This window comes from Adlercreutzia muris (assembly GCF_041223505.1).
Classification (GTDB): domain Bacteria; phylum Actinomycetota; class Coriobacteriia; order Coriobacteriales; family Eggerthellaceae; genus Adlercreutzia; species Adlercreutzia muris.
This window is the reverse complement of the sequence record NZ_JBCLQK010000002.1, coordinates 38,337-57,106: the sequence shown is the minus strand read 5'-3', so window position 1 is coordinate 57,106 and position 18,770 is coordinate 38,337. Positions and strand designations below refer to the sequence as shown.

The 18,770-nt window shown below is 64.9% G+C and carries 20 protein-coding genes; 2 read left to right on the top strand and 18 right to left on the bottom strand.

Annotated features, from left to right (window positions below):
- Nucleotides 1-316: 316 nt before the first annotated feature.
- From AAK988_RS02245 to AAK988_RS02205, 9 genes are all read right to left on the bottom strand, one after another.
- Nucleotides 317-1,675 carry an MFS transporter gene (locus AAK988_RS02245; protein WP_135970029.1) on the bottom strand — a complete coding sequence of 453 codons (1,359 nt, stop codon included), beginning with the start codon at nt 1,673-1,675 and terminating at the stop codon, nt 317-319.
- A 16-nt stretch (nt 1,676-1,691) separates the two neighbouring features.
- Nucleotides 1,692-2,624 carry a rhamnulose-1-phosphate aldolase gene (gene rhaD / locus AAK988_RS02240; RefSeq protein ID WP_135970028.1) on the bottom strand — a complete coding sequence of 311 codons (933 nt, stop codon included), beginning with the start codon at nt 2,622-2,624 and terminating at the stop codon, nt 1,692-1,694.
- Nucleotides 2,625-2,635: 11 nt separating this feature from the next.
- Nucleotides 2,636-3,889, bottom strand: coding sequence for an L-rhamnose isomerase (locus tag AAK988_RS02235; RefSeq protein WP_135970027.1), 1,254 nt, complete (start codon nt 3,887-3,889; stop codon nt 2,636-2,638).
- The gene (locus AAK988_RS02230; protein WP_135970026.1) at nt 3,890-5,419 is read right to left on the bottom strand and encodes a rhamnulokinase; all 1,530 of its coding nucleotides are present in this window, start codon (nt 5,417-5,419) and stop codon (nt 3,890-3,892) included.
- 242 nt (nt 5,420-5,661) lie between these two features.
- The gene (gene rpsI, locus AAK988_RS02225; protein WP_135970025.1) at nt 5,662-6,054 is read right to left on the bottom strand and encodes a 30S ribosomal protein S9; all 393 of its coding nucleotides are present in this window, start codon (nt 6,052-6,054) and stop codon (nt 5,662-5,664) included.
- 2 nt (nt 6,055-6,056) lie between these two features.
- The gene (gene rplM / locus AAK988_RS02220; protein ID WP_028027495.1) at nt 6,057-6,491 is read right to left on the bottom strand and encodes a 50S ribosomal protein L13; all 435 of its coding nucleotides are present in this window, start codon (nt 6,489-6,491) and stop codon (nt 6,057-6,059) included.
- Between the two features lie 496 nt (nt 6,492-6,987).
- Nucleotides 6,988-7,341, bottom strand: a complete 354-nt coding sequence (locus AAK988_RS02215; RefSeq protein ID WP_022926530.1) for a hypothetical protein — start codon at nt 7,339-7,341, stop codon at nt 6,988-6,990.
- Nucleotides 7,316-7,591 carry a type II toxin-antitoxin system Phd/YefM family antitoxin gene (locus AAK988_RS02210; protein WP_016309685.1) on the bottom strand — a complete coding sequence of 92 codons (276 nt, stop codon included), beginning with the start codon at nt 7,589-7,591 and terminating at the stop codon, nt 7,316-7,318. Before AAK988_RS02210 ends, AAK988_RS02215 begins: the two co-directional genes overlap by 26 nt.
- Before the next feature lie 103 nt (nt 7,592-7,694).
- Entirely contained in the window at nt 7,695-8,003 is a 309-nt protein-coding gene (locus AAK988_RS02205; RefSeq protein WP_369872696.1) for a hypothetical protein, read from the bottom strand.
- Nucleotides 8,004-8,232: 229 nt separating this feature from the next.
- On the opposite strand from AAK988_RS02205, the gene AAK988_RS02200 reads away from it, so the two are divergent.
- Complete coding sequence (locus AAK988_RS02200) at nt 8,233-9,099, top strand: ZIP family metal transporter (protein WP_369872695.1); 867 nt, start codon at nt 8,233-8,235, stop codon at nt 9,097-9,099.
- 45 nt (nt 9,100-9,144) lie between these two features.
- Nucleotides 9,145-9,591, top strand: a complete 447-nt coding sequence (gene dtd / locus AAK988_RS02195) for a D-aminoacyl-tRNA deacylase (RefSeq protein ID WP_369880332.1) — start codon at nt 9,145-9,147, stop codon at nt 9,589-9,591.
- A gap of 196 nt (nt 9,592-9,787) precedes the next feature.
- On the opposite strand, the gene AAK988_RS02190 is transcribed toward dtd, so the two are convergent.
- From AAK988_RS02190 to AAK988_RS02150, 9 genes are all read right to left on the bottom strand, one after another.
- Nucleotides 9,788-11,587 carry a GNAT family N-acetyltransferase gene (locus AAK988_RS02190; RefSeq protein WP_369880330.1) on the bottom strand — a complete coding sequence of 600 codons (1,800 nt, stop codon included), beginning with the start codon at nt 11,585-11,587 and terminating at the stop codon, nt 9,788-9,790.
- A 92-nt stretch (nt 11,588-11,679) separates the two neighbouring features.
- Nucleotides 11,680-11,910: a hypothetical protein gene (locus AAK988_RS02185; protein ID WP_369880328.1), complete on the bottom strand. Its 231-nt coding sequence runs from the start codon at nt 11,908-11,910 to the stop codon at nt 11,680-11,682.
- Entirely contained in the window at nt 11,907-12,854 is a 948-nt protein-coding gene (gene metA, locus AAK988_RS02180; protein WP_369880327.1) for a homoserine O-acetyltransferase MetA, read from the bottom strand. The genes AAK988_RS02185 and metA overlap by 4 nt, the downstream gene beginning before the upstream one ends.
- Nucleotides 12,855-12,943: 89 nt before the next feature.
- Entirely contained in the window at nt 12,944-14,227 is a 1,284-nt protein-coding gene (locus AAK988_RS02175; RefSeq protein ID WP_369880326.1) for an O-acetylhomoserine aminocarboxypropyltransferase/cysteine synthase family protein, read from the bottom strand.
- A gap of 173 nt (nt 14,228-14,400) precedes the next feature.
- On the bottom strand, nt 14,401-15,987 hold the full coding sequence (locus AAK988_RS02170; RefSeq protein WP_369880325.1) for a putative ABC transporter permease: 1,587 nt from the start codon (nt 15,985-15,987) through the stop codon (nt 14,401-14,403).
- 361 nt (nt 15,988-16,348) lie between these two features.
- Nucleotides 16,349-17,275: a spermidine synthase gene (locus AAK988_RS02165; RefSeq protein WP_369880324.1), complete on the bottom strand. Its 927-nt coding sequence runs from the start codon at nt 17,273-17,275 to the stop codon at nt 16,349-16,351.
- A 126-nt stretch (nt 17,276-17,401) separates the two neighbouring features.
- Nucleotides 17,402-17,539: a hypothetical protein gene (locus AAK988_RS02160; RefSeq protein ID WP_369872689.1), complete on the bottom strand. Its 138-nt coding sequence runs from the start codon at nt 17,537-17,539 to the stop codon at nt 17,402-17,404.
- A gap of 103 nt (nt 17,540-17,642) precedes the next feature.
- Nucleotides 17,643-17,993, bottom strand: coding sequence for a hypothetical protein (locus AAK988_RS02155; RefSeq protein ID WP_369872688.1), 351 nt, complete (start codon nt 17,991-17,993; stop codon nt 17,643-17,645).
- A gap of 311 nt (nt 17,994-18,304) precedes the next feature.
- On the bottom strand, nt 18,305-18,736 hold the full coding sequence (locus AAK988_RS02150) for a hypothetical protein (protein ID WP_369872686.1): 432 nt from the start codon (nt 18,734-18,736) through the stop codon (nt 18,305-18,307).
- Nucleotides 18,737-18,770 lie beyond the last annotated feature (34 nt).

Here is an 18,770-nt window from a genome sequence, read left to right as displayed (position 1 = left end):
GAGCCGCTCTTCGTTATAAGGGCGGAGCCGAGTATCGCCCCATTCATCGTTAACCCCTATCGCACGAACTGCAAAACAATACATATACCCGAAGGTATTTCAAATTGCGCAGCAGTGTCGAACGTCATATTTATACAAGTTTTCGTGACCAGCGCAAGACGCAGCATACCGCGTCAAAAACCCACTTAGCCATGCTGCTTTGCAGAAAAGAGCGTGAAGGCGTGGATGCAGAACGACCCCGCCGAAGCGGGGTCGTCGCAGAGCAAAATCAGAAACGGCAAACGCCAGGGGAGCGCTCACTAGCGAGACGCCTCCCCTACTCGATAGGCTTCCCGTAGCGCTCCTCGGTGATCTCGTCGAGGGTGCGGCCCTGGGTGTTGGGGCACCACACCACACCCACCACGAGCGACACCAGCAGAAAGCCGCACATGATGATGCCGGCCGTCACGAAGCCCGCTGGCGTCTCCACGCCGAGGCCCGCCACCGCCACGAGCGACCAGATGCCCAAAACACCGCGCACCAGGAAGAACATGATGCCCTGCACGCCCCCGCGGTACAGCGTGGGGAACAGCTCGGTGGACCACAAGGCGTAGAAGCACTGGGCCGAGAAACCGGCCGAGATGCCCCACAGCGCCACGAACACCCACAGCAGCCAGCCCCACGCATCAGCGGTGCCGGCCTCAAGCTGCATGCCGAAGAACACCATGATCGCCCAGGCCGCCAGGGCCATGAGGGCCGTGGCTGCGAACAGGATGCGGTGCGGGATGCGGTCGCCGAACTTCGAGAAGATGGCGAGCGAGCCCACCGCCGTGAGCACCCACATGACCGCCTGCAGAAGCGAGATGGTGGTGTCGTCCAAGTGCCCGGCCGCCGCGTACATGTAGGGCATGAACTGCCCCATGGTGCCGGCCACGATGTTCCAGGTCAGGTACACCGCCACGAGGAACACGATGGACTTCACGTTCACGGAGTTCGTGAGCGCCCGGCGCATCATCTGGATGAAAGTATCGCGCGACGCACCGGCCTGCCGCTTCTCGGTCCAGTCCTTCGACTCCTCCAGCCTGCGCTGCAAATTCCACGCCACGAGCGCCACCACGAACAAGATGAGGAACAGCAGGCGCATGGCGAACAGGCCATCGAAGGGCCCGTAGGTGCCCGCAGGCAGCAGCGCGCCGTCCGGCCCGAACGTGGGAAACGCGAACGAGAACAACAGCGCGATGACGAAGATGACCGCCGGGCCGCAAGACCAGGCGAACTGGCTGATGCCGATGTTGGCGGCACGGCTCGTGGAGGACGACATCTCGGAGATGTAGCTCCACGACGACGGCACGCCGGCGCCCACCGACAGGCCAGAGACAACGATGCCGAGGCAGAGCATAGGCAGGTTCACGGCGCACATGATGATGAACACGCCGGCGGCGTACACGAGCAGGTTGTAGGTGTAGATGAACTTGCGCCCGAAGCGGTCGGCCAGAAAGCCGCCGATGAGCGCACCCACCGCCGCGCCGAAGGCGTTCGCGCCCACGGCGCCCAAGATGGACACCCACACGTTGTCGAAGTTGAAGGCGATGGCCCAGGCGGCCAGAGCCACCGACGAGGCCACAATGCAGCCCGAGTCGAGGAAGTTGGTCAGCGAAACGGCAATGGTGCCTTTTTTCTCTTGGGACAGTGCCATAGTCGGTGGAACCTTTCTAGTCGATGGCCTCGCCGGCCACGGGAGATTCCAGCATGGCCTCGTTCAGCGGAATAGCGAACTCGCGGGCGATGGCCTTAAGGCCGTCATCGGTGATGGTGTTCATGAAGTCGTCGGAGCCCCCGTTCATGGAGCGGGCGCGCACGTAGATGTCGGCGGCCTTCTCCACGGTGTGCATGAGGCCGAAGGTGGTATCGAAGTCGGGGCCGGAGGCGAACAGGCCGTGCTGGGCCCAGATGACGGCGTCGAAGGTCTCCATCATGGCCGCGGTCTCCCGCGCGATGTCAGCGCCGCCCGGCACCATCCACGGCACCACGCCCACGCCGCCGGGGAACACCACGACGCACTCGGTCATGGCCTTCCACAGCGCCCGGGTGAAAGCGCGCGATTCCAGGGGCAGCACGAAGGTCATGGCGATGACGTTGTTCGGATGCGCGTGGTAGAGCACCCGCGAGGCGCCGCCCGTCGCCCGCATGCGCACGGCGTGGCACATGAAGTGGCTCGGGAATTCCGAGGTGGGACGGCCGCCGTCGGTCAGCCCCCACACGATGCGCCAGGCGTCGCCCTCGGGGTTGATCTCCACGATGCCGATGTTGTGGGCCGGATCAGCGGCCACATTGCGCATGTAGCGCCCCGAGCCCGTGGTGAGGAAAAACGCCCCGCCCAGATCGGCCGCTTGCACGCCCATGGGTACCCACGGACTCGGCTCCGGGTTGAAGAAGGGCCGCGCGGCGCTTGCGTCGGCCTCGGTCATGCGGTAAGTGAGGTTACCGCCGTTGCGCTCGTGCCAACCCTGGCCCCAGCCGTCGCTGCACAGGCGCACGAAGCCGCGCACGAAGCCGAGCTGTTCCACCGCCACGCCCGACACCGCCCCGCGGGCCGCGCTGGCCCCCTTCGCCAACAAATCCTGCGCCTGATCGATAAATGCCATGGTTGCTCCTCTTACTGTCGGGTCGGCAGAATCTTCGCCTCGTAGGCGGCAACGAGAGGATACACCTCGCCGTCGGTGGGACAGCCCTCGCGGCGGCAGTACTCGTCCCACACGGCGCCGAAGGGCATGGACTTCGCCTGCTCGGACAGCGCCATCTTCTCGGTGAAGCGGTAGGTGTCCTGCATCTCCTTCAGCTGAGCCGCCGGCTGCAAAAGCGCGTACAGCAGCGACTTCTCCATGGCGCGAGTGCCGATGGCCCAGGCGCCCACGCGGTTGATGGAGGCGTCGAAGAAGTCCAGCCCGATGATGACCTTCTCCCAGGCACCGGGGCAGTGGGCCACTTCCATGGCCATCTCCTTCACCGGGTCGTCGAACAGCACCACATGGTCGGAGTCCCAGCGGATGGGGCGCGTCACGTGCAGCGGCACCTTGTCGAAGAACAGCAAAAGCGCGCTCAGCTTATCGGCCACGTTCTCGGTCGGGTGGAAGTGCCCCAGGTCAAGCAGGTCGTACACGCCGGGGTGCGTGGCGGCGTAGGCCAGGTAGAACTCGTTGGAGCCCACCGTCATCGATTCCAGCCCGATACCGAACACCTTCGACTCGCAGGAATCGATCACGCGGTCGTACTTCTCAGCGTAGATGGCGTCCAGCGAATCGCGCAGGCGCTCGCGCAGCCCGTAGCGGTCGGCCGGCACGTCCTTCAGGCCGTCGGGAATCCAGATGTTGCAGAGCGTCTCGTCATCGAGCGCCTCGGCGATCTGCTGGGAGATCTTGCGGCAGGCCTTGCAGTGGCGAATCCAGAAGTCGCGCGTGGCCGCGTCGGGCGAGGACAGCGACAGCTCGTTGTTCATCATGGGATGACCGAAGATGGTGGGGTTGAAGTCGATGCCGAAGCCGTGCTCGCGCGCCCAGGCCACCCAAGGTTCGAAGTGCCTGTACTCCAACGCGTCGCGGTCGACCCAGGGGTTCTCATCGGTGAACACGGCGTAGCTCGCGTGCAGGTTGATGCGCTTGGCACCGGGCACGAGCGCCATGGCCGCCTCGAAGTCGGCCGTGAGCTCTTCGAAGGTGCGGGCGCGGCCGGGATAGTTGCCCGTGGTCTGGATGCCGCCGGACAGGCCGCCCTCCTGGTCGAAACCGAGCACATCGTCGCCCTGCCAGCAGTGCACCGAGATGGGCTTTCCCGCCAGCTTCGCCATCACAGCCTCGGTGTCGATACCGAGGGCCGCGTACTCCTCTTTTGCCAGTTCGTACATGGTGGTCATTTAGACGTCCTTTCGCTCAGGTTCGATTTTTCTCACATCGAAAGACTCAGAAATAGCAGCCCGCACGGCTTTGAGGTGTGGGAACACGCCGTCGGCAAGCATCTGCACCGCCAGGTTGCCCAGAGCTGTTCCCTCCACGGGGCCGGCGTACACGGGCAGTCCGCACACCTGGGCGGTGCGGCGGTTCAGGTGGTCGTCGCGGCAGCCGCCGCCCACGATGTTGATGGAGGCGTAGTCGTGGCCCGCGAGCGCCGCGAGCCCCTCGATGGCGTCGCGGTAGCAGCGCGCGAGGCTCTCGTACACGCAGAGCATGAGCTCGCCCAAGGTCTCGGGCGCCGGCTGGCCCGCCTCCTCGCAGGCCGCGCAGATCTCCTCGATCATGGAGTCGGGAGCCAGGAAGCGGTCGTCATTCACGTTCACGATGGATGCGATCACGCCTGCCGCCTCGGCCTCGTCGGCCGCCTTGATAAGGTCGGGGAAATCCACCTCGTGGCCGAGCCCCTCCACGCGCATGTACTGGTGCAGACGGCCCTTGCGGATGGCCTTCTCATCCACCACGTAGGTGATGCCGTTCAGCTCGCGGCGGATGGACTGGATCATCCACAGCCCCATGATGTTCTTCAGAAAGCGGTAGCGGAAATGGTAGCCACCCTCGTTGGTGAAGTTCGCGCGGTAGGCGCCCTCGGAGCAGATGGGGCTGCGGTTCTCCACCCCCAGCAGGCTCCACGTGCCCGACGAGAGGAACACCGCCGGCGGCTCGCAAGCGGGCACGGCCAAATAGGCGCTGCCCGTGTCATGGGTGGCCGGCAGCACCACGCGCGGCTCGTAGCCGATGGCCTCGGCCACCTCGGGCAACACCGGCCCCAGGCTGGCACCGGCATGGGTCACATTGGGGAACAGACGCCGCGGGATGGCGAAGGCGGCCATGACCGCCTCGTCCCACGCGCCGGTTTCCGCGTTCAGCAGGCCCGTGGTGGAAGCGTTGGTATATTCCACCGCCTTCTGGCCCGTGAGCAGGAAGTTCAGGTAGTCGGGAATCATAAGGAAGGTGTCAGCCGCCTCCAGCTGCTCGGGGTGTTCCCGCTGCAGGGCCAGCAGCTGGTAGATGGTGTTGAAGGGCTGACGCTGCAGACCGCAGTGACGGTACAGCTCCTCGGGGGCCATGATGGCGTCGGCCACCGCGTACATGCCCGCCGTGCGACCGTCGCGGTAGGACACGGCATCACCTACCAGGTTGTCGTCGGCATCCAGCAGCACGAAATCGACGCCCCAGGTGTCGATGCCCACGGTCTTGGGCGCAAAGCCGGCCTCCCTGCAGCGGGCCAGGCCACGCAGAAGCTCGCTCGAGAGCAGATCGAGATCCCAGCAATCGTGACCGTCGCGACGCACCTGGCGGTTGTCGAAGCGATGGACCTCCTGAAGGCGGATGAGCCCCTCTTCCAGATAGCCCACCACCACGCGCCCCGACGATGCCCCGATATCCACCGCCGCGTAGCAGTCGGTTCGCGCACCTTGCGCTTGCTGCGCCATAGCCGTCCTATCTCTGAGCGTATTTCTCACCATTTACCAGGAGAAACACCTAATCGGAAATAATGCGCGGCACAGTGTACCAGTTGGCGCACCCCCGCAAGCCCGCATGCCCAAAGAGGTGCGCGCCTGTAACAAATCAACAACAATGACTCCATAGGTCGGGGAACGAGTCCTCCTGGCTTCGGACACGAAAAAGCCCGCTGCGAACAGCGGGCTTTCTGCAGGTTGTATCTCGCTGCGGCTTAGCGCTTGGAGAACTGCGGGCGCTTGCGGGCCTTCTTCAGACCGTACTTCTTGCGCTCCACCATACGGGCGTCGCGGGTCAGGAAGCCAGCCTTCTTCAGCTCGGCGCGGTAGTCGCCAGCCTCCAGCAGAGCGCGGGAGATGCCGTGGCGCAGAGCGCCAGCCTGGCCGGACACGCCGCCGCCGTCGATGCGGGCCTTCACATCGAAGTGACCAGCGGTGTCGGTCACCTTGAAGGGGGTCATCGCGTAGTTGAACAGCGCCTCACGACCAAAGTACTCCTCGCCGTCGCGGCCATTGATGGTCACCTTGCCGGTGCCGGGAACGAGACGGACGCGCGCCACCGCGTTCTTGCGGCGGCCAGTGCCGTAGTACAAAGCCTCATCTGCCATGATTAACCCTCCAACTCAATCTTGCGGGGCTTCTGAGCAGCATGGGGATGCTCAGCGCCAACGTACACCTTCAGCTTCTTGCCCATCGCACGGCCCAGCGTGTTCTTCGGCAGCATGCCCTTGACGGCATGCTCGATGACGCGCTCGGGGTGCTTGGTCATGGCCTCGGTGAACGTCTCCTGCTTGAGACCACCCGGGAACCCGCTATGACGATAGTAGGTCTTGGTGGCAGCCTTGGTACCGGTGACCTTGATCTTGTCAGCATTGATGATGATGACAAAGTCGCCCGTGTCCACGTGGGGGGTGTACTGCGGCTTGTGCTTGCCCTTCAGAATCTGAGCGGCGCGGGCAGCCACGCGGCCGAGGACCTGATCCTCGGCGTCGATGATGACCCATTCGCGCTCAACCTCACCGGGCTTTGCATAATACGTCTTCACTGTTTCCTCCATTAACTTGCAGGTTCTGTCCGACGGGTGAAGCCTCCGCTTCTCCGTGCGTTGCGACCTTGCGGCCGCGCTGCCTGGAAGCGCGGAACCGTCTTCCAGAGTGTTTGTTTTCAAAAGTGCACGATCCTTGGAAGTCGGTTTCCTACGCCGACACGCGGTGCCGCGGGCCTGGACAACCCTTGGCGGTTGCGTTTCCTTGAACCCATGCGTTTACGGGGCTTTTGAAAGCGAACTTTTGCATTCTCACTCGCCCGCGCGTATATGTCAACGGAGGCGGTCGACGAATACCCACAATCGTCAAAACTTTCCCGCTGAGAGGCGCGAGGAGGGCCAACGTAAGCGTTGATGGAGTCGAGATCGGCCGCATCAGACGCAGGTGCCCGATCCCTCTTAGCGCAGGCTGCGACGATGGCGAAGGCCGCCCTTACCTTCACGGACATGCCTCTCGCAGCTTCGTCGGCTTTATGGCTGGTTCGGCCAGCGCACCTTATGCGCTCAATGCCCCCACAACGAGCTCCAGATACACCGGGGATAAGGTTCCCAGCGGTTCATCGCGCAAAAGATTCTCGAAAGCAACCTCAAGCTTTTGGTCAATCCGCAGGTAGGACGGCTTAAGCAGCCCGCACTCGCGCCAGTCGATGATCGGAACACACCTGCCCGATCCATCTGCGCTCAAATCCTTCGATGTAACCTTTGCGGCAATCGCAATGCACATTTCGCTTTCAACATCAATCACGAACACCGGACGAACCTTGCCGATGCCGGGATGATCGAGAAACTCCACGTAGGCGAGCCAGATTTCTCCAGGCTTCGGATCACACGAGGGCATCGTAAACCCCATCGTCCTCTTCGTTGTCCCAATCAGCGGGCAAAACGGTCCGGCGAGTTTCCGGATCCACCCGAATTACATCCTGAGCAGCCCAATCGATATGCGGAATGCGATCACCGTAACCACTCTCGATGGGCGCAACCAGTACCCAGGGCTTCGAGTTCTTGAACACGGTCACAGGCTGCCCGGTCTCGCGCACCGTCGCGGCAATCTTCGAGAAGTTCGCCCGCGTCTCAGCTACCGTTGCGGTCATCTCGGTCATAGACTCCTCCTTGTCGCGTCAATCATAGGCCCATTGTAGCTATCTTTATGTACATTTTCATGTACATAAAATAACATTTTGATCAATGTGGGCACCAGGAGGTTCACATTCCCCAGAGGAGGAGGTTGAACGCCGCGAGGACTGCAACGCCGAGGGCCGCGACACGACGCCCGGTCTTCACCTCGCAGAAAAAGAGTGCGGCCAGATAACCGTAGAAGACTATATTTACCGTCACACCTGCCACCCCGTGAGGCACGCCCCAGAAATGCATCCCGACCGTGCAGAGCACAATGATCGCCGTCCCGGCAAGTGCGATGACGATCCAGGGGTTTCTCGCACTCCAGAACGCATTGGTGTTCTCGTGCTCGATCCACCACAGAAGACCTCTCCGCTCCGATTTTCCCTCGCTCACAGCCAGCCTCCTTCTCTTGTCGAGCGCCCCGGAATGGGTGACCCGCCATCTATTATATCCCCTGGCGACTTCGCCCTCCCGCCGGCAGCCCGTTCGTGCGCGCACCGTTGCCGTGGGAAATGTTACCTCCGACTAACGTTTGGGCAGGAGGCGCTTCCGCGCGGGCGTGGATTGACGCACAATAGGCGGCGCTGTGTGAAACCTTGAGGTGTAAGGAAGCCTGCATACTATGGAAGCAATGTCGCCGTTCGCGTTCATCACGTTGGTCACCCTCGTCTCCGGCGCGGGAGGCACGGGGCTCGGAGGTCTGATCGGCGCCTTGTTCAAGAGCGAGAGCAACCGCACCATCAGCCTGCTTTTGGCCTTCGCCGGCGGCGTGATGACCGCCATGGTGTGCTTCGACCTGCTGGCCGAGGCCGAGGAAGCCGCCAACCAGGTGGTCGAGCACGGCGTGCTGCTGGTCATCTTCGCCGTGGTCCTGGGCGTGGCCGTGGTGTATTTGCTGAACCACCTGATCGACCGCAAGACGCGGACCGAGGTGTCCCACACTGCCGACGCCGCGCACCCCGATACCCACGACAATATCGACGAGTTGGTGCACGCCGACCATCTGAACATGCACAAGCGCCACAACGATTCGCGGCTGTCGCTGTTCGTGGCCGGCGTGGTCATGGCCTGCGCCATCGCGCTGCATAACATCCCCGAGGGCATGACCATCGGCGCGAGCTTCGCCGTGTCGACCGATTTGGTATGGGGCACCGGCATGATCATGGCCGTGCTCATCGGCCTGCACAACATTCCCGAGGGCATGGCCGTGGCCGTGCCGCTCATCTCCGGCGGCACGAGCCGCGTGAAGGCCACCCTGCTCACGGCGGCCTGCGGCCTGCCCACGGTGCTCGGCGCGTGGCTCGGCTTCTGGCTGGGCGACATCGGGCCGTTGGGCCTCACCCTGTCCCTCGGCTTCGCCTCGGGCGCCATGCTGTATGTGGTGTTCGGCGAGATCATGCCCGAGAGCTACCTCATCTACCGCAGCAAGCTGCCTGCCTTCGCCGTCATGATCGGCCTGGCCCTGGGCATGCTGATGATCTTCTTCTAGAAACCCCGCCGCCCCGCGGCGGCGCCCGTTCCGAAAGGATTCCCTATGCGAGCTGTTGTGCAGTGTGTGAGCGAAGCCAGCGTGAGCGTGGAAGGGAACGTCGTCGGTCGCATCGGGCGCGGATACCTGATCCTTCTGGGCGTGGGACATAGCGACGGCGAGGCCCAGGCACAGCGGCTCTGGGAGAAGATTCGCAAGATGCGCGTGTTCGAGGACGAGAGCGGCAAGACCAACCTGAGCTTGGCCGACGTGGGAGGCGAGGTGCTCGTGGTCAGCCAGTTCACGCTCTTCGCCAACTGCCGGAAGGGCAACCGCCCCTCGTTCACCGACGCCGCCGCGCCCGATGAGGCCGAGCGGCTCTACGAGCACTTCGTCTCCCTCGCCCGGCGCGACGTGCCCCGCGTGGACACCGGCGTCTTCGGCGCCATGATGGACGTGAGCCTGGTGAACCGAGGCCCCTTCACCCTCTGCCTGGACACCGACAACCTGTAGGGGCCGCCGCCGAGAGCGGCGGCATTCGATACCGGCAACGAGCACTTAGGGCACGGGAGGCCCCGGCGGGGACAGCGCGAGCATCGTCATCTTCCCCATCGTCTCCATCGAGGGGAAGAATCGGCCGCCTTGTTTTGGGATTAGCCCGAATCACCTCGGCCAAGGGAAGACGCTGGGAGTCGCGAGAAAAACAGCCTTACCAGTAGAGCTTCTCGTAGATGAGGCGGTGGGACTCATGGCCGTGCCAGTCGCGCAGGGCGATGGTGCCGGCGACGGTCCAGCCCTCGCGGGCGAGCAGGTCGCGCATGGGGGCGTTGGCCTCGTACACATCGCAGCACAGGTTGTGGCAGCCGGCGTCGCGGGCGATGCGCTGGGCGGTTCCCAGGATGTAGGCGCCCACGCCGCAGCGGCGCGCCGACGGCGCCACGTTCACCCAGTGCAACGCCCCATAGTTGCCGTCGCCCTCGGTGATCCAGGTAAGCCCGCGCCCTTCCTCGTAGGCCGCGTCGCCTTCTACGTCCACGTCGAACATGGCGATGATGCGGCTTTCGCCGACCTTCCCCGCGGGGCCATCCCCACAGCCTTCCGCAGCATCCTCAGCGGAAAGGCGCTCGACTGCCGTGGTGTCTTCGGCGGAAAGGCCCCCGGCCGCCGGCCCCTCCTCCGACTTGCGGGCCTCCACGCCGAGCCAGACGGGGTTGCTCACCACCACGTACACACTGCCGGCGTCCACGGCGCGCAAGAGGCGGCGCGACGAGGGGTAGCGCTTCGTGCCCTCCTTCACGCCGAGTTTCGCCATGGTGCGGCGCCCGTCGGCCAGAAGCTGCTGCAGCAGCGGCACATCCTCGCGCGTGGCCACCCGGGCCGCATAATAGCCCAACTCGCTCGCGCGTCCCTGGAACACGGGCACGTTGCCGCGAGCCCCATCGTAGCGGCTCGGCGCCGCGCCCGTGCCGCCTTCCACAGCATGATCGCTATCGCCTTCGCCGCCCCGGTCGGTGACGAGGAACACCATCGCCACGATCATGGCGCAGCCGAGCACGTCCACCGGCGTGACCGCGGTGCCGAGCCACGCCGCCGAGATAATGGTGGCCGACACCGGCTCCACGCAGCCCACCAGGCCCGCGCGCACCGGGCCCGCATCGGCAATGCCCTGCAGGTAGAACAGGTAGGCCGCGAACGTACCCACGAGTACCATAAGCGCCATGACGCCCACCACCGCCGGCGTCACCTCCACGCCGAGGGTCCACGGTTGCACGCCGGCCATGGCCACCGTGCCGCCCATGGCCATGGCCAGCCCCGTCACGATGAAGCTGCCCCACTTCGCCAGGGGCTTGCCGGGCATCAGCGTGTAGAAGGCCAGCGCCACCGCCGACACGAGGCCCCAACCGAGACCCGCCGGTGCGATGGCCAGCCGCGAGAAGTCGCCTTGGGTGGCGATGAGCACCGTACCGCCGATGGCGAGCACGAGCCCTGCCGCCTCGCGCGGACGCGGCAGGCGGCGGGTGCGCAGGCACACATAGCCCATGATGAGCACGAGCCCCGTGCGCTCGAGCACGGTGCCGGTGCCGGCGTTGGTGTAGGCGATGGCCGAGAGATAGCTCACCTGCGTGAGCAGCACGCCCAAAATGGCGAACCCGGCAATGTAGGCGAGGCTGCGCCCGTCGCGCAGGGCCGCCAGCAGATGGCGCGGCTCGCGCACCAGGCAAATGGCCAGGAAGATAACGGCGGCCACCGTCAGGCGCACGGCGGTGATCCACAGCACCGGCACGCCCAGCTCGGCCGTGAGCATTTGGGCGCAGTTGCCCGAGAAGCCCCAGCAGATGCCGCCAAGCGCCGCAAACACGATGCCGCGCAGCACGTGGCTTTTCCCCGCCGGCATCTTCACGGTCGCCTCGGCCGGCGGCGCCTGCGTACCAGCGGCCGCCCTGGTTTCCGCCGCGTTCGCGCCAGCCGCTCCTGCGTCCGCGGCCGTGGCCGTCGCCTTCTCGCCCATCGCGCCCCTCCTCCCATCGCGCCCAGATTCCAAGGCGATTTTGACAGGTTGCACAATTCCCGTAAAGGGGTGGGCGCGAAGTATCTTGCCGCCTAGGCCCAGGGATCCTCTTGGAAGAGAGGCTCAGGCGGGGCCGGGCGGTCGGAATAGGGGTCGTAGCCGTCGTCGTCCTCGTTGGCGGCCCGCAGGAAGGGGTCGGCCGACGGGGTGGCCGGCACCGCGGCACCCGAGCGCGCGTCCGCCCCCGTCGCCTTCCGCCCTTGGCTCGGCAGCGGCTTCACCACGATGTGCGCGTGGGGGTCGCGCATCGGATCGATGCTCACCGCGACGCCCCCTCTTCCCCGTCGCGCTCGCCGGCGCGGCTGATATCGTAGGGGGTGGTCTGGTACACGTAGTAGTTCAGCCAGTTCGTGTACAGCAGCTGCGCGTGGGAAAACCACGTGGCCACGGGCTCGCGCGCCGGGTCGTCGCCCGGATAGTAGTGGGCCGGCAGCGCCATGGCCATACCGCCGGCCACGTCGCGCTCGTACTCGCGCAAGAGCGTGTCGCGGTCGTACTCGGGATGCCCGAACACGAAGAAGTTCGACGAATCGGTGGACTTCGCCACGTACACCCCCGCCTCGTCGGACACGGCGATGAGCTCCAGCTCGGGATGGGCCTCGATATCGGCGGCGCGCACCTCGGTGAAGCGGGAGTGCGGTGCGAAGAACACGTCGTCGAACCCGCGCACGAGGGGCGAGGTGCGTTTCACGACCTCGTGGGGAAACACGCCGAACATCTTCTCCGGCAGGGCGTGCTTGGGCACCCCGTAGTGGTAGTAGATGCCCGCCTGGGCGCCCCAGCAGATGTGCAACGTGGAATGCACGTGAGTTTTCGACCATTCCATGATCTCGCACAGCTCGGGCCAGTAGTCCACCGCCTCGAAATCGAGGCGCTCCACAGGGGCGCCGGTAATGATGAGCCCGTCGAAATGCTCGTCGCGCACCTCGTCAAAGGTGGTGTAGAAGGCCTCCAGGTGCTCGGCGGCCGTGTTTTTCGCGGTATGGCTGACGGTCTGGAGCAGCTCCACTTCCACCTGGATGGGCGTGTTGGACAGCCGCCGCAAGATCTGCGTCTCGGTGGTGATCTTGGTGGGCATGAGGTTCAGCAGCAGCACGCGCAACGGACGGATGTCCTGGTGCATGGCGCGATGCTCCGTCATCACGAAGATGTTCTCGCTTTCCAGAGCGGCGGTGGCGGGCAGGGCGTCGGGAATGCGAATGGGCATAGGGGCTCCTTTACCTGACGGTGGGTTCGGCGCGGCATCCTGCCGAGCGGGAGATGCCGCGCCGGCGCGAACGGAAGGGTGCGGCGCGTCTATCGCACAGCGGCCAGGGCCGCATCGATGTCGGCGATGAGGTCGGCGGCGTCCTCGATACCGCAGGACAGGCGGATGAGATCGGAGGTGATGCCAGCCGCTTCCAGCTCGGCATCGTTCATCTGGCGATGGGTGGCATTGGCCGGATGCAGCACGCAGGTGCGCGCATCGGCCACGTGGGTGGCAATTTGGGCCAGCTTCAGGTTCGCCATGAAGGTCTCGGCAGCGGCACGGCCCCCGGCCACGCCGAAGCTCACCACGCCGCAGCTGCCCTCGGGCAGGTACTTCTCGGCCAGGACGTACTCGCTATCGCCCTCAAGCGAGGGGTGGCGCACCCAGGACACCTTCGGGTGCGCGGCCAAGTGCTCGGCGATGGCACGCCCGTTGGCGGCGTGCCGGGCCATGCGCAGATGCAGGCTCTCCAGACCCAGGTTGATGATGAAGGCGTTCTGCGGCGCCTGGATGCACCCCAGATCGCGCATGAGCTGGGCTGTGGCCTTGGTGATGAACGCGCCTTCCAGGCCGAAACGCTCGGTGTACACCACGCCATGGTAGCTCTCGTCGGGCTCGGTGAGCCCGGGGAACTTGTCAGCGTGGGCGTTCCAGTCGAAGGTGCCCGCGTCCACGATGACGCCGCCGACGGAGGCGCCGTGGCCGTCCATGTACTTGGTGGTGGAATGCGTCACGATGTCGGCGCCCCACTCGATGGGCCGGCACAGCACCGGCGTGGGGAAGGTGTTGTCCACGATGAGCGGCACCCCGTGGTCGTGGGCCGCCGCGGCGAAGCGCTCGATGTCGAGCACCGACAGAGCCGGGTTGGCGATGGTCTCGCCGAAGACGCACTTGGTGTTGGGACGGAAGGCCGCCGCCAGCTCCTCGTCGGTGCAGTGCGGATCCACGAAGGTGCATTCCAGCCCCATGCGCGCCATGGTATGGGCGAACAAGTTGTAGGTGCCGCCGTAGATGGCCGAGGAGGCCACCACGTGATCGCCCGCGCCGGCAATGTTGAACACGGCGAAGAAGTTCGCCGCCTGGCCCGAAGAGGTGAGCATGGCCGCCGCGCCCCCTTCCAGCGCGGCAATCTTAGCGGCCACCGCGTCGTTGGTGGGGTTGGCCAGGCGCGTGTAGAAGTAGCCGGACTCCTCCAGATCGAACAGGCGCCCCATGTGCTCGCTCGTATCGTACTTCCACGTGGTGTTCTGATAGATGGGCACCTGGCGCGGCTCGCCATCGCCGGGCCGCCAGCCGCCTTGCACGCAGATGGTTCCAATGCGCTCGTCCATGGAGGGCTCCTTTGCTGATCTCTTGTCTCATAGAAGGGGTTCGCCCATTATAGGGGCAACACGCCCGTGCCCGTTATAGGAACTACCCAGTCAATGCCATCGGAAAAACCGAGGAACGCGACCGCCGCAGGTCAGCAAGACATTCTTTCCCTCTGTGAAGGCGAATTAGCGCCCTATTTCCCGCGCACGGCGTCGGCGGGATGGATGGTCATGGACTGGAAGCGGTCGGCCATGACGGTATCATCGAAGTGCTGGTCGTAGAACTGCTGGATGGGCGTGTCCACTTTGTCGCCGGAAAGGCGCTCGTACCAGCAGTCCAGGGCCTGCAGGGTCATCACGGCATCGGCCAGCATGAACACGGCGGCCACCACGGTCAGCCCGTAGCGCCAGTTCCAGGGAATGAAGTTCACGAGCCGCAGCATGAAGGGCAAGAGCAGCTTGATCCACACCACGCCGAGCAGCCCCCAGCAGGCCATGAACGGCAGGCAGGTGCGACCGCCGAACAGCGACCCGGGCATGTTGGAGTAGTCCCAGGCCACCGCGCCATAGGCGTACTGCATGAACAGGCTGGTCAGCGCTTCGAAGCCGCCGCCGATGACCGCGGCCACCACAAAGATGACGAGCCAGTTGCTCTTGTGGAAGCGATTGAGGAACACGGTCATGAGCACCGCACCGCACCCGTAGATGGGCGAGAACGGCCCGAACAGAAGCCCCGCGCGATCCTGCCACTGGCCCGGCACCACGAACAGGAAGTGCACCACCTCTTCCATGATAAGCCCCAGCACGCTGGCCACCACGAAGATCCAGAACAGGTTGAAGAAGTTCAGCGTGATGTAACCCTTGCCCGTGAGATCGCGGCCCAGGGTGCCGGCCTCACCCTCGGCGTGCTCCTCGGCCTCGCGGGCCTTGCGGTGGCGCCGACGCTCCTCCAGAAGCGAGGGGTCCAGATAGCTTTGCAGCCCGATGGTCACCACGAAGGCCACCAGATAGAACACCAGATCCGGCGTGATGCCCTGCAGCATGATGGAGCACAGCACCCCAGCGATCAGCAGCACGTACAGCCCGTAGGAAATGATGGCGGCCCAGCGCCGCTGGTTGCGGAAGAGACGGTAGCCGAAGATGACCGCCGTCAGCGCCAAAATCGAGAGCACGCCCAGGTGCAGGAAGTTCACCACGACCGTGGAGACGCCCTCGGTACCCAGGCCGTGGGCCTCCACGCTCGTCACCGAGCGATAGATGGCCGTGCCGATGCCCGGCAACGTCGCCAGCGACACCAAAGCCAGCAGCGCACCGAAGACCTTCAGCACCCGGGGCAGCTTGCGGGCGTCGGCGGGGCTGGTGAACTCGGCGGCAATGGTGGCCGTGGTGCGGTCGAAGGCGGCCTTCTTGGCGGCCGCAGCGTGCTCGGCCTCGGCGACGATCACGCTGGGGTGCCCCACGGCCCGCGCCACGCCGCGCACGTCCTCGGCCACCTGCGCAAGCTTTTCCCCGGCGGCCTCAGCTATGCGCTCGGGGTGCTGCACATCGTCAAGTGCCTCGCGCACCCTCTCCTTGTCGCGGACTACGTCGGCCCGCAGCTCGGCGCCGTCGTTGTGCAGCTGCTCGCTCCACTCGTGCTCGGTCTCGGCCATATCGGCCCGCTCGAACGCCACGGCCTTTTCCAGCCCTTCGGCCACCTTCGCCTCGGCGGCGCGGATGGTCTTGGCAAGGCGCTCCTCGTGCTCGGGATGCTCGCCGCTCTCGGGTTTCGACGGACTCACGGCTTCCCCCTTCCCTGCTGACACTGATTCACGATGCCAGTATAGAAAGGCCGACCCTCCATTGATGACCGCCACACCCAACATCTGCCAACCTGGCACGCACCCGTCACGCGGCCGAAATGTCGCCCCGTCTTGAGCAAATAGGAAAAAAGGGAAAAGTAGGAAAGAAAGGAAAGGCAGACCGTGGGACGGCGGCACTTTGCCGGCCGGGGGCGCGTCTCCATGGCTGTACCGCACCTTGCCGATCACCTGCGACGCCAAGCCCAGGAGTAGGCCCGTCGCCGCATGGCCCCGGGCGGCACCTGGCACTCAACTCCACCCGACACCGGGTTCGCGGCCCACTCCCCCAGCTGACGGCCTGCTAATCTCCGTAGGGAATGACGTTGGTGAAGGGGTAAGTGCCGTCGGTGGCGATGACGAGGTAGTTGTCAGCGCCTCCGAACTGCTCGTCAGCGGCATCGATGACGTACACGTTGGCAAAGTGCTCGCGTAAGCGCTCCACCTGGGAGAACAGCTGGTACATAGCGTTGCCAGTAAATTCTGCCACACAGTTGGCCATCAGCAGTCCGCCGGGGGTCAGCCGCGCCTTGGCAGCGGCAATGCCCTCGTCGCTGGCGAAGAAGGCCACTGGCTCGCGCCCTACGAAGGCGTCGTTGATGATGACGTCGTAGGGCCCGGCTGCCGGGGCAGTCTCGGCAGCATCGCACACGTCCGACCGGCTCCCAGCCCCGGCGGTGCCAAGCGCATCCGGCCGGCTCGCGACCCCACCAGCGCTAGGCGTGCCCGACCGACCCTCGGCCGCGCCACCTTCGCCCCGCAGGAAGGCCGCGCCGTCTTCCACGAAAATGCGCAGGTCGTCGGCCCGACCCTCCACCGCCAACAACGCCTCCAGCCGATCCAGGCAGAAATGCTCACGGGCTAGCGCCACCATGGCGGGGTCAATCTCCACCACATCCAGCCTCACGCCCGGATGGTTCACCAGCAGCGACTTCGGGTACGCGAACCCGGCACCGCCGATCATGAGCACACGGCCTACCACCAGCGGGCGGGGCACCGACAGGTCCGCAGCCTCGAAGAGATGGTCGAAGGCCCGCAGGTAGGCGAAGGGGCACACGGCCCAGCGCTCGTCGGTGTAGGTAGCCGATTGCAGCACGCCGCCCACGTTCAGCATGCGCACGAGCGATCCGTCCTCGTCGGGCATCGTGTACACCGTAGCCTCGCCGAACCGCGTGGGAATCGTCAGCTGTCCCTCGCGCCGGCGCACCTTGCCCCACCACTCAGAAAGCACAGCGCACCCTCAGTTTCCCCAGAGCCGTCTCCAAGTAACCGTAACCCATCACCACGAGAATCAGCCTTCCGTTATCCCGAACAATGCCCCCATTATACCACCTCATCCTCTCGCAGGACGCGCCCTCTACCCCCAGCAGGCGATCATCATGGCGATGGCCACGAACACGGTGGCCAGGCCCATCACGGCGAAAATGTCACTCAGCTTGTTCATGGGCATCTCCTCACGCAGGCTGCGGCATACGGGGCGCAGCGAACCCCTCACGGGCCGCCCCTGCCACCGCAGGCGCGGCCCCTCTCTACTTCTAAGACGCCCGGGGCGCCCCTTTTGTTGCATCCCCCGCGCCCATTCCACGAAAGCGCCACGACTAGGAGGCCAACGCGCCCGAGCGAATCCCGTCGAGGCAGGCGTTGTGCACGCCCGCCCGAGCCGCATCGTGCGCGTTAGCAAGTTTCAGGGCGACGATGCGGCGGGGATGGTAGTCGACGTAGGAGATTTCCATGCTCGAAAGATCCGCGCTGTCGATGCCGTCCGCCCCCGAGAAGCTGCTGCGGAAGATGCGGAATGCGCAGCTGACGACGCGCCTCTCCCCCAACATCATCTGGTTGTAGCCGCCGCTGAGCGCCGCAGGCGCCTCTTCTCCCTTCCAGGGGGTACAAAGCAGCCTGGGCGGCATTGTCGGGAAGCATTCCCGTGTCGAACATCGCGTACGTTCCAAGAAACGCCGCGCTCTTCAGGATGGGGTCGGGCGGCGCGATCGCCTCGGGCATCTTATTTCGATGCCGTGCGGACTTACAGAGCCGCGGCTCCAATGCAACCGGCGAGGGCAGCGGTGGCGAAGGCGAATAGGGCGGCTCCGGCAACAATGGTAATCATGGCGGATCTCCTTTCCGGGCAGACGGGACAACCTCTTTCGGCTCCCCGCTTCCGTACGGCTGGGGCGATCTCTTTCTATGCCCCGCCTTCATGCGGAATAATTTCGATGAGACCACTATGGCAGCCCCATCTTACCGCCCCGTTGCGCGTCCCTTACAAAAATGTCGCTTTGTGCCAAGGCCCGGGCAATGGAAGTCCTACCACCCCCGGCACAACGAGGCCGCGCTCGGCAGCCAGCGTGTTCACCATGGCGATCTGCCTTGCCGTTTGCTTCTGCACCACAGCGATACAGCACTCATCTATCTCGGGATTCTCCCCCAGCACGGCGGCGATGTCGCCGGCAAAGCCGCCAAGCGCCGACGGATCATACCAGCCGAGATCTTCCACCGGCGCCAGCTGCTGGGACGGGTACTCGCGGAACGGATTGCTCTCCCAGCCATAGGGATGCGCCTCCAGCTCGGCGGTAGTGGCCCGACTGTAGAATCCGCAACCGTGATCGAACAGGGGCGCGACGCGGTAGCCATCGAGGACCTCGGCATTGCGAATGAAGCCGAAGTTGTGGGTACGCCGGTCGAAATTCGCCATAAGGTGATTTCGTCGTCAGCATACGCGCCTCGCT

Bases quoted from the DNA above. Each gene is read 5' to 3' on its own strand.
- rhaD (WP_135970028.1), bottom strand. From the start codon at position 2,624: ATGGCATTTATCGATCAGGCGCAGGATTTGTTGGCGAAGGGGGCCAGC.
- AAK988_RS02200 (WP_369872695.1), top strand. From the start codon at position 8,233: ATGGAAGCAATGTCGCCGTTCGCGTTCATCACGTTGGTCACCCTCGTC.
- rpsI (WP_135970025.1), bottom strand. From the start codon at position 6,054: ATGGCAGATGAGGCTTTGTACTACGGCACTGGCCGCCGCAAGAACGCG.
- AAK988_RS02245 (WP_135970029.1), bottom strand. From the start codon at position 1,675: ATGGCACTGTCCCAAGAGAAAAAAGGCACCATTGCCGTTTCGCTGACC.
- AAK988_RS02210 (WP_016309685.1), bottom strand. From the start codon at position 7,591: ATGACCGAGATGACCGCAACGGTAGCTGAGACGCGGGCGAACTTCTCG.
- AAK988_RS02235 (WP_135970027.1), bottom strand. From the start codon at position 3,889: ATGACCACCATGTACGAACTGGCAAAAGAGGAGTACGCGGCCCTCGGT.
- AAK988_RS02150 (WP_369872686.1), bottom strand. From the start codon at position 18,736: ATGGCGAATTTCGACCGGCGTACCCACAACTTCGGCTTCATTCGCAAT.
- AAK988_RS02215 (WP_022926530.1), bottom strand. From the start codon at position 7,341: ATGGGGTTTACGATGCCCTCGTGTGATCCGAAGCCTGGAGAAATCTGG.
- dtd (WP_369880332.1), top strand. From the start codon at position 9,145: ATGCGAGCTGTTGTGCAGTGTGTGAGCGAAGCCAGCGTGAGCGTGGAA.
- AAK988_RS02190 (WP_369880330.1), bottom strand. From the start codon at position 11,587: ATGGGCGAGAAGGCGACGGCCACGGCCGCGGACGCAGGAGCGGCTGGC.
- AAK988_RS02175 (WP_369880326.1), bottom strand. From the start codon at position 14,227: ATGGACGAGCGCATTGGAACCATCTGCGTGCAAGGCGGCTGGCGGCCC.
- AAK988_RS02230 (WP_135970026.1), bottom strand. From the start codon at position 5,419: ATGGCGCAGCAAGCGCAAGGTGCGCGAACCGACTGCTACGCGGCGGTG.
- metA (WP_369880327.1), bottom strand. From the start codon at position 12,854: ATGCCCATTCGCATTCCCGACGCCCTGCCCGCCACCGCCGCTCTGGAA.